This is a genomic window from Streptomyces sp. NPDC029216, from assembly GCF_040648015.1.
Taxonomy (GTDB): domain Bacteria; phylum Actinomycetota; class Actinomycetes; order Streptomycetales; family Streptomycetaceae; genus Streptomyces.
The window spans coordinates 1-9,898 of record NZ_JBEZWL010000205.1 but is presented as its reverse complement, the minus strand read 5'-3'; the positions used below and the strand labels follow the sequence as shown (position 1 = coordinate 9,898).

Below are 9,898 nucleotides of genomic sequence, written 5' to 3'. Positions count from 1 at the left end.
TACGAGGTCTTGCGCCCGGCGCACCGAGAGCACGCACCAGACGCCGCGGGGCCGCCCTCCGGGCGACGACGGGACTTTGACGACAGACCCTAGGGGGTGTCCGGCGGATCACGGCCGGGCGGCCCGGGGCGACCCTGGTCCGCCGGACACCCCCTACGCCAGGGCCGCCGGGAGCGGGGCGGCGTGGAGGGCCGTGAGGCCCGAGACGGCTCGGGTGAGGCAGACGTACAGCCGCCGCAGCCCCGTCCGCTCGTCCGGCTCGCCGTCCACGATCGCCGCCGGCTCGTCCAGCACGACGTAGTCGTACTCCAGACCCTTCGCGAGCGACGCAGGCACCAGCGTGAGCCGGGACTCGGCCGTCGTCTCCTCGCCCGGCGACAGGTACGGCAGCCCCGCCGCCAGCAGCGCCTCCCCCAGCACCGGGATCCGCGCATCGGCCGCGATCAGCCCGATCGACCCCTCGTACGCGAGGAAGGACCGGCACGCCCCGATCACGTCCGCCACCAGGTCCTCCGAGGACGACACCGCCAGCGACCCCGGCGTCTCACGCACCGACGACACCTCCGCCAGCCCCGGCGCGATCGACGGCAGCAGCCGCGACGCGTAGGCGATCACCTCGCGCGGCACGCGGAAGCCCGCCGTCAGCTCCTCCAGCACCGCCTCCGGCTTCCCCAGGTGCGCCAGCGCCTCTTCCCAGCTGCGCGTGGCCCACGGGGTCGTGCCCTGCGCGAGGTCGCCCAGGACCGTCGCCGAGCCCGTCGTGCAGCGGCGGCCCACCGCCCGGTACTGCATGGGGGACAGGTCCTGCGCCTCGTCGAGGACGACGTGACCCAGCGAATGCGTCCGCTCCACCAGGTCCGAGGCCTCGTCGACGAGCACCAGGTCCGCCGCCGACCACTTCGCCGACCGCACGCTCCGGAACGGCTTCGGCCACAGGAGCAGCTTCTGCTCCTCGTCCGTGAGGACCCCCTCGGCGTGGACCGCCAGGAACTCCGGGTCGGACAGCAGCCGCAGCACCAGCTTCGCCGGTTCGACCGCCGGCCAGATCGCCTTGACCGCCGCCTTCACCGCCGCGTTGCGGGCCACCGCGTCCTGCACCCGGTCGTCCGGCGCCTCGCCCGCCTGCTCCATGCGGACGAGGACCGCGTGCGCGATCCGCTGCGGCAGCGCCTCGCGCGCCGCGCCGTAGCGGATGTCGCGGTTCTGGAGCTCGGTGACGATCTCCTCCAGCTCGTACGCGGGCACCCGCCAGCGGCGCGAACCGCGGACCACCATCAGGGGTTCGGCGGGCTGGGTGACGTGCGCGCGGACCGCGCGGCGCAGCACCTCCGCCATCCGGGCGTCGCCCTTGACCACGGCGGTCTCGGCGGCGTCCGTGCCGCGCACCTCCAGGCCGTCGCGGGCGACGAGGTCGTCCACGGTGGCCTGCTGGACCTCCAGCTCGCCCAGGGCCGGCAGGACCTGCTCGATGTAGTGCAGGAAGGAACGGTTCGGCCCGATGACGAGCGTGCCGGTGCGGGCGAGCCGCTCGCGGTGCGCGTACAGCAGGTACGCGACCCGGTGCAGGCCGACGGCCGTCTTGCCGGTGCCGGGGCCGCCCTGGACGCAGACCGAGCCGGACAGGCCGGAGCGGACGATCTCGTCCTGCTCCGGCTGGATCGTCGCGACGATGTCGCGCATCGGGCCGACGCGGGGGCGCTCGATCTCCTGCTGGAGCAGCTTGCTGACGGCCGCCGTCTCCGCGGGGTCGGACAGGTGCTCGTCCTCGTAGGCGGTGAGGTCGCCGCCGGTGTAGCCGAAGCGGCGGCGCAGGCCGATGTCCTGCGGGTCGGCCTTGGAGGCGCGGTAGAAGGGCTGGGAGACGGGCGCGCGCCAGTCGATCACCATCGGGTCGCCGTCGGCGTCGTGGACGTGGCGGCGGCCGATGTAGAACTGCTCGCCCGCCGCGCCCTCGGCGAGGTCGGCGCCCGGGGCGTGCAGGTAGTCGAGGCGGCCGAAGAACAGCGGGGTGTGGGCGAGGTCGGCCAGGGCCTTGATGCGGTCGTCGATCTGCGCCTGGAGGACGATGGCGTTGACCCAGTTCGCGGTGACGTCGCGGATGTCGAGGGCCTCGACGTCCGCGCGCATCGCGCGCAGGGCGGCGCGGGAGGCGGCCAGGTGGGCCCGCTCGCGGCCCAGCAGGTCGGCGGTGTCGGCCGGGCCGGGCGTGCTGGGTGTGCCGGGTGTGCCGGGTGCGCCGGGTGCGGGGGCAGTGCCGGGTGCGGCGGCCGTGCCGGGCGCGGCGTCGTCGGTCGTGGTGTCGGGGGCGTGCGCGGGCACGGGACTGCCTCCAGCGGCTCGGTGCGGAACAGAAACCCACCGGTTTCCGTCCGGCGGGAGGCTCTCCCCGGTACGGCGGCGGGAGGCGGCAAGAGCGGAGATTGTAGTCAGCGGGCGTGGGCGGCGCGAATGGATTTACGGGACGGAGGTCCCGGGCGGCCGGTACCTCCGAACGGGTGTCATACCCAGGGGTGTCAGACCTTCGGCAGAGCCACTAGGGGAAGCCATGGGACGTGAGGAGGACCCGGGGACCGGTGAGGTTGGCTCTCCAGACCGATGCGCGCGACGGGGAGAAAACGCACCATGGATACATGAGCACCGCAACCTTCACCCCGATCCAGGGCGGCCGCCCTAGCGGCGCCACCGCCACCACCTCCCACCCCTCCCGCCACCGCGTCGGCGACGCCCTGCGTGCCGTGAAGGTCTTCGCGGCGGCCGCCGTGAGCGTCGCCGTCCTCGGCGAGTACTCCGCGGACGCGGGCGTCATACGCCGCTGACCGCCGGGCCGCGTACCCTCGCTGACCTGCGGTCGCGGCGCGTGGCCTGATCCCGGCGGCCGTCCCGCGATGATCCACTAGGGTCACGCGCGTGACCCGCAGCCCCGATCCCGACCGCTCGCCGTCGCCCCTCGCCGGCCTGCTGGTCACAGGGGCGCTGCTCGCCCTCGGCGTCCTGTGCGTCGCCCTGCGCGTCCCGACCGCCGACGCCCTCCTCAGCGGGTTCTCCGCCGCCGACTGGCGTCCGCCCGCCGACTATCCGCCGTTCGCCGCGATCCTCTTCACGCCGGCCGCCTGGCTGCCGGCCGGTGTGCTGAAGGCCGTCCTCGTCCTCGGGAACGGCGGCCTGCTCGCCCTGCTGATCCTGCTCTCCTGCCGCCCCGCCGGAGTGCGGGCCCGGCCGGGCCCCGTCCTGGCCGCCACCATCGCCGGGCTCTGGCTGGAGCCGCTGTTCCAGAGCCCGCTGCCCGGGCAGATCAACCTGGCCCTGGCCTGCCTGGCCCTCTGGGACCTGGGCCGGCCGCGCGCCGCGCTCGGCAAGGGCTTCGCGCTGGGCACCGCCGCCGGGATCACCCTGACCCCGGCGGTGTTCATCCCGTACCTGCTGCTCACCGGGCGGGCCCGGGCCGGCCTGACCGCCCTGGCCGGGTTCGCCGGCACCGCCCTGCTCGGCGCGCTGGTCCTCCCGGAGGCCTCCGCCGACTTCTGGGCCCGCCACCCGCCGGCGGCCGGCCCGGCCCCGCTGCTGGACTGGCGGCACCTGTGGGTGTGGGCCGTCCCGCCGCTCACCGCCCTCGCGGCCAGGACGGCGACCGCCCTCGGGCGCCGCCGGCCCCGCCGCGGGACGGCCCGCATCCCCGCCCCCGGGCCACCCCGGGAACGGCAGTCCGCGGAGCCGGGGCTCACCGGCCGGGTCAGTCACCCGCCAGGAGCTCGTCCGCGTCCATGATCCGGTAGGCGTAGCCCTGCTCCGCCAGGAACCGCTGACGGTGGGCGGCGAAGTCCTGGTCGATCGTGTCGCGCGCCACGACCGAGTAGAACCGCGCCTCGTGCCCGTCCGCCTTCGGCCGCAGCACCCGGCCCAGACGCTGCGCCTCCTCCTGCCGGGACCCGAAGGTGCCCGACACCTGGATGGCGACCGTCGCCTCGGGAAGGTCGATGGAGAAGTTCGCGACCTTCGACACGACCAGCACGTTGATCTCGCCCTCGCGGAAGGCGTCGAAGAGCTTCTCCCGCTGCGCGTTGGAGGTCTCGCCCTTGATGACGGGCGCGTCCAGGTGCTCTCCGAGCTCGTCCAGCTGGTCGATGTACTGCCCGATGACCAGCGTCTGCTCGCCCTGGTGCTTGCGCACCAGCGCCTCGGTCACCTTCCGCTTCGTCGCGGTCGTCGCGCAGAAGCGGTACTTCTCCTCGGTCTCGGCCGTCGCGTACGCCAGCCGCTCCGACTCGGTGAGGTTGACCCGGACCTCCACGCAGTCGGCGGGCGCGATGTAGCCCTGCGCCTCGATCTCCTTCCACGGCGCGTCGAACCGCTTCGGCCCGATCAGCGAGAACACGTCCGACTCCCGGCCGTCCTCGCGGACCAGCGTCGCCGTCAGCCCGAGCCGGCGGCGGGCCTGCAGGTCGGCCGTGAACTTGAAGACGGGCGCCGGCAGCAGGTGCACCTCGTCGTAGAGGATCAGCCCCCAGTCCCGGGAGTCGAACAGCTCCAGGTGCGGATAGACGCCCTTCCGCTTCGTGGTGAGGACCTGGTAGGTGGCGATCGTGACGGGCCGGATCTCCTTCCGCGTCCCCGAGTACTCGCCGATCTCGTCCTCCGTCAGCGAGGTCCGCCGGACCAGCTCGTGCTTCCACTGCCGCGCGGAGACCGTGTTCGTCACCAGGATCAGCGTCGTCGCCTTGGCCTTCGCCATCGCACCGGCCCCGACCAGCGTCTTGCCCGCGCCGCACGGCAGCACGACCACGCCCGACCCGCCGTGCCAGAACCCCTCGACGGCCTGCGCCTGGTACGGCCGCAGCGCCCAGCCGTTCTCCTCCAGCTCGATCGCGTGCGCCTCACCGTCCACGTACCCGGCGAGGTCCTCGGCGGGCCAGCCCAGCTTGAGCAGCGTCTGCTTGATCTGCCCGCGCTCCGACGGGTGCACCGCCACCGAGTCCGCGTCGATCCGCGCCCCCACCAGCGGGGTGATCCGCTTCGACCGCAGGATCTCCTCCAGCACGGGCCGGTCCGTGCTGGTCAGCACCAGCCCGTGCACGGGGTGCTTGGACAGGGTCAGCCGCCCGTAGCGGGCCATGGTCTCGGCCACGTCGACGAGCAGCGCGTGCGGGACGGGATACCGCGAGAACTCGACGAGCGCGTCGACGACCTGCTCGGCGTCGTGCCCGGCGGCCCGCGCGTTCCACAGCCCCAGCGGCGTGATCCGGTAGGTGTGGATGTGCTCGGGCGCCCGCTCCAGCTCGGCGAAGGGGGCGATGGCCCGGCGCGCGGCTCCGGCGAGCTCGTGATCGACCTCCAGGAGGAGGGTTTTGTCGCTCTGGACGATGAGAGGCCCGTTCACGCCTGGTCCCTTTCCGGCGAGTGGCGGCCGCCCGGGCGCGGACGGCCAAACCTCCAGTCTGCCGCATCCGGCAGCAGGTGTGGGGGTCCTGCCGGGCCGGCCGGGGAAAAGGCGGTGCCGCCCGTACATGGCGCCGCGTACGGGCCGGTGGGGGACGGTCGGCTACGCGCCGAGGTGAGGCAGCGGCCCCGCCGGGTACGGGGTCTCCACCGGGAGCAGCGCGCGGGCCGCGTCGGTGTCGCCGGCGCGGACCAGGCCGTGGATCTCCCGGGCCAGCGGGGTGACGTCGCGGATGGAGACCGTCCACTCGTCGGCGTACGCCCGTGACGCCGGGCCCGACAGGCCGAGCTGGAGGGACCGGTAGGGCAGCGGCTTCAGGTGCGGGTCGCGCTCCGGGTCCCACTGGACGCGGACGGGGGAGCGGGACAGGGTCTTCTTCCACTCCGCGCGGTCGGTGTGCACGCGCGGCGCGTAGTGCGACAGGCAGGCCTCCGCCAGGGCCCCGTCGAAGCCCTCGCGGCTGATCTCCACCGCCAGCACGGTCTCCTGGCCTTCCTTCGTGGCCCAGCCGCAGCGGTACATCATCCACAGGAACGACGGCTTGATCCACGTCATCCGCTCCCGCTTCCAGGCGGGCGGGAAGCGGCCGTCACGGGCCGCCGGGAGGCCGAGGGCGGGCGAGTACGCCTGGTACACCGTCACGGTGGTGGCGGTGTGCGCGGCGCGGATCTGGCGCGTAGGGGTTTCACGGGATTCCTGCATGGGGTCAGGGTGCGGCGCGCACACCCCCTCCCGCCAGGGGTTTTTCCTTCCCGGACGGTCCTAGACCTGGTCCTCCGCCAGTTCGGCGACCCCCGTGATCCGGTGCAGGGCGTACGTGCGCACCTCGTCCGCCGTGTGGTCGTAGCCGGTGACGAAGCCGCCCTCCACCCGCACCGGGGCGATCACCCGCTGGCTCGCCGCCCCCTCGGCGTTGACGTACCCGATCCACACCGCGGACCCGGTCAGCGCCGCCGCCTGCACCGTGGCCAGGGTCTCCGCCGCGCTCGTGCGCGGCAGCTCGCCCGGAGCCGGCGCGGCCGACGGCTCGGCCGGCGCCTTGCGGACCGCCGTCGCCGCCAGGTCGCCCGCGCGGATCGCCCGTACCGCCGCCCCCAGCAGCGTCGCGTCCGGCACCGGCGGTCCGTCCGGGACCGGCACCGGCGCCGTGCGCTCCGGGGTGCGGTGCGCGGCCGCCCGCGCCACCAGCACGTCGCCCGTCCGGGACTCCGCCGCCGGGGCGTACCCCATCGCCCGCAGCCCGTCGAGCAGCGCGCCCGGCTCGGCCTGCGCCGCCAGCACCGTCGGCGCGATCCGGCGCAGACCCAGGCCCGCCGAGCGCTTGTCGGCCAGGATCTCGCCCAGCATGGCGTCGTCGTCGCAGCGCACGTACGAGGAGGCCGCGCCGACCCGCAGGTGCCCGTGCCGCCGCGCCACGTCGTCGATCAGGTACGCCAGCGGCTGCGGCACCGGGGTACGGCTGTGCTCGGCGAGGAAGGCGTGCAGGTCGGAGGCGGTCTGACCGGAGTCCAGGGCCCGGCGCACCGACCCGGGCGTGAACCGGTACACCGTCGCCCCGCCCTTGGACTCCACGTCCGCCAGCACCGCCAGCACGTCGCCGAGCGGCCGGCGCAGCGGCCCCGGCGCCACCGCCGTCAGGTCGGCCTGCAGCAGGACGTGGTCCACCGGCTCCGGCAGCAGCGGCGACAGCACCGGCGCCGGGTCTCGGCCCTCCAGCAGGGCACGGCCGAACGCGCTGAGCGCGCCCCGGCCGGTGACGCCCAGGACCTCGGCGTCGTGCAGGGTCCAGTGCGCGAGGCGGGCCCGCAGGTCGCTCGTACCGCGCTCCGGGCGCTCCCAGGCGAGCCGCTCCAGCAGCGCCTCCGGGTCGGGCGAGCCGCCCTCGGGCAGGGCGGCGAGGAGTTCGAGGACCCGGCGGCGCACCTCGGGCGCCGGCGAGCGGTCCAGGTCGGGGCCGAGCACCGCCAGGGTGCGGCCCTTGGTGTCCTGCTCGCCGACCATCCCGGCGGTACGGGTGGCGGCCAGCCAGGCCGAGGCCAGCTCCGACCACCGCTCGGCGGGCGGCAGTTCGCACCAGTCGTCGAAGGCGGGAGTGGGCGCGTACCGCTCGTCGGCCTCGCCGTCGCCGGCCAGCAGCCCGGCCGCGTAGGCGAGTTCGATCCAGAACGCGGCCGCCTGCTCGGAGGTGTCCAGGGTGGACGCCGTCCGCTTGAGGTCGCGCACGGCGAGCCCGCCCGCCCGCAGCACCAGCGGCCCGGTGTGCTCCCAGGACTTCACCAGCTCCTCGACGGTGCCCAGCGCGGCCAGCGCCTGCCCGGCGGCGTTCGCGTCCACAAGCTGTGGACGGTGCTCCCGGTGCACGCCGACCGGCGGCGCGACCGGCGCCGTCCGCCGGTGCGCGAGCCCGCCGCGCAGGTGCAGCGCCACCTCGCGGGGCAGTACGACGGTCCGCGCCGAAGCCGGCAGCAGCAGCCCCCGGTCACGCAGCCAGCGCACCGGCGGCGTCGGGTTCGGGGTCACCTCCCCGTACGGCGGCCCCCACACGAGCCGCCCCAGCACCTGGTGCGCCTCCGCCGGAGCCTGGTCCAGCAGCGCCGACATCCGCTGCGGGTCGGTGAACAGCCCGGTCAGGGCGGCCACCGCCGACACCGGGTCATGGGTGGGGGGCAGCCCGGCGGCCGCGACGATCTCCTGGACCCGGGTCGGCGACATCCCCGCCGTGGCCTCGGCGACGGTCGGCCCCAGCCCGGTCGGGGAGGGCCGCTGCGCGGAGGGGGCCAGCAGCTCCCGGGCGGTGCGGACCAGGCGCAGCCGGTCGTCGTCGCCCCACACCAGGGCCTGGTCGCGCAGGGTCCCCAGGGCCCGGGGGAGGGCCGCGCGGGCCGCCTCGTCCCGGGTGTCCTCACCGCCGGTGCCGGTGAGCAGCTCCTCCAGCACCGGGTACGGGCAGGGGTCCGGGGCCACCGCGAGGGCCTCGGCCGTCTGGAGCGCGAACCGGTCGAGGCGGTCCAGGGCGCGCACGACGGAGGCACGGGTACCGGCACGCGTGGCCAGCTGCGTGACGTCGCCGGGCACCGGGTTCAGCAGGTCGGGGCGGGCGTGCAGCAGCGCGGCGAGCGCCGCGTCGTCGCGGCCGCGGAGCGCCTCGGCGAGGGAGCGCGGGGGAGCCGCGGCGGTGCTGCCGGTGGCGCCGGTGGTGCTGCCGGCGGTGCTGCCGGTCGTAGGTCCTGCTGCGCTTCCCGGCGTGCTTCCCTTCGGACTTCCCTCGGGCACGGTGGTCGCCTCCTGGTCACGTCGGCCGGTCGTCGGCCGGTCCCCATCCGGGCAACGGTATCCGTTGCGCCGAGGACCGCTCCACGCGTGCACGCGCTACCTTCTGGGGCGTGGGGATCGAGAGCGACCATCTGGTCTACGAATACCTGAGCCGGGTCGGGGACTTGGCCCAGCAGCGGCAGCTGTCGTCGGGGGACCGGATGCGGCTGGTGTCGGGGCTGCGGGACGAGATCGACCGGCGGCGCGCACGGTTCGAGCCGGAGACGCCGGAAGCGGTACGGGCCGTCCTGCAGCGGCTCGGCACGCCGGAGGAGGTCCTGGACGCGGTGGGCCGGCGGCCGGCGGCCGAGGCCGTCGCCGTCCCCGCGGTGGCGGTGCCGCAACAGCGCGGGAACCGGCGCCGGAGGGCGGCGGCGCCGAAGCCGGCTCCGGAGGCGTTCCCGGAGGCGCGGAACGTACCGCCGCACCTGGCCGGCCTGGACGAACTCGGCGGCTCCGCGGCCGACGGCGGCGAACCCGACTGGTGGCGGCTCCCTGCCACCGGGCGGGGACCGCAGGTCGAGGGGTTCGCGGGCGGCATCGAGATCCCGGAGCTCCTGGCCCCGCCGGAGGACGACCCCCCGGCCACGGCGCCCGCCGCGGCCCCGCCGCAGGACGGGGGCGGGCTGCTCCGCCACCTCCGGCAGCGCCGCCGACGTGGCGAGCCGGCCCCGCCCCCCGAACCGGCGAAGCCCGCCGCGGCGCCGCGCCCCCGCCCGCACGGCTTCCTCCTGCTGGCGGCGCTGCTGTGCGCCGCGGGGGCGCTCACGGGGTACTGGCCGCTGCTCGGGGCGGGCGCGCTGGTGGGGTACGTCTCCCGGGTGCTCGGGCCACGGGAGCGCAAGTGGGTGATCCTCGGCGTACCCGCCGGTGTCTTCACGGCGGCGATGCTGTGGCTGTGGGGCCGCACCACGGGCCGCTGGGGCGAGCCCCTGCCGGAGGCCCAGCTGGGCCCGGCCTTCCAGTCGATGTGGCCGACGCTGGCGCGTATGGCGGGCGGGGTCCTGGCGGCTTACCTGGGGTGGCGGAGCCGGAGGAGGTAGGGCGGGGTGGGGGTGGGGGTGGGCCGGGTCCCGGTGGGGCGGTCTCAGGGAGGGGTTGGGGTTTTCCCGTCAGTCTCATCGTCCTTCCGTGTCGGGCCGGCCTGTCAAG

At 75.5% G+C, this 9,898-nt stretch carries 7 protein-coding genes; 3 read left to right on the top strand and 4 right to left on the bottom strand.

Translation table 11 applies throughout. The features are described from left to right. Window positions 1-153 precede the first annotated feature (153 nt). Window positions 154-2,127, bottom strand: coding sequence for an AAA family ATPase (locus tag AB0F18_RS36515; RefSeq protein ID WP_362068979.1), 1,974 nt, complete (start codon window positions 2,125-2,127; stop codon window positions 154-156). Between the two features lie 503 nt (window positions 2,128-2,630). On the opposite strand from AB0F18_RS36515, the gene AB0F18_RS36510 reads away from it, so the two are divergent. Then, the gene (locus AB0F18_RS36510) at window positions 2,631-2,816 is read left to right on the top strand and encodes a hypothetical protein (protein ID WP_362068976.1); all 186 of its coding nucleotides are present in this window, start codon (window positions 2,631-2,633) and stop codon (window positions 2,814-2,816) included. 91 nt (window positions 2,817-2,907) lie between these two features. After that, window positions 2,908-3,765 carry a glycosyltransferase family 87 protein gene (locus AB0F18_RS36505; protein ID WP_362068974.1) on the top strand — a complete coding sequence of 286 codons (858 nt, stop codon included), beginning with the start codon at window positions 2,908-2,910 and terminating at the stop codon, window positions 3,763-3,765. Here the strand turns inward: AB0F18_RS36505 and AB0F18_RS36500 are convergent. From AB0F18_RS36500 to AB0F18_RS36490, 3 genes are all read right to left on the bottom strand, one after another. Continuing rightward, a complete protein-coding gene (locus AB0F18_RS36500; RefSeq protein ID WP_362068971.1) occupies window positions 3,731-5,374 on the bottom strand; it encodes a DNA repair helicase XPB in 1,644 nt (547 codons plus the stop codon). The two genes, AB0F18_RS36505 and AB0F18_RS36500, sit on opposite strands and share 35 nt — an antisense overlap. Window positions 5,375-5,536: 162 nt before the next feature. After that, entirely contained in the window at window positions 5,537-6,136 is a 600-nt protein-coding gene (locus AB0F18_RS36495; RefSeq protein WP_362068968.1) for a DUF4291 domain-containing protein, read from the bottom strand. A gap of 60 nt (window positions 6,137-6,196) precedes the next feature. Then, the gene (locus AB0F18_RS36490; RefSeq protein ID WP_362068965.1) at window positions 6,197-8,707 is read right to left on the bottom strand and encodes a helicase C-terminal domain-containing protein; all 2,511 of its coding nucleotides are present in this window, start codon (window positions 8,705-8,707) and stop codon (window positions 6,197-6,199) included. Between the two features lie 110 nt (window positions 8,708-8,817). Here AB0F18_RS36490 and AB0F18_RS36485 point away from each other — a divergent pair, with 110 nt between their 5' ends. After that, window positions 8,818-9,789: a hypothetical protein gene (locus tag AB0F18_RS36485; RefSeq protein WP_362068962.1), complete on the top strand. Its 972-nt coding sequence runs from the start codon at window positions 8,818-8,820 to the stop codon at window positions 9,787-9,789. Window positions 9,790-9,898: the final 109 nt, after the last annotated feature.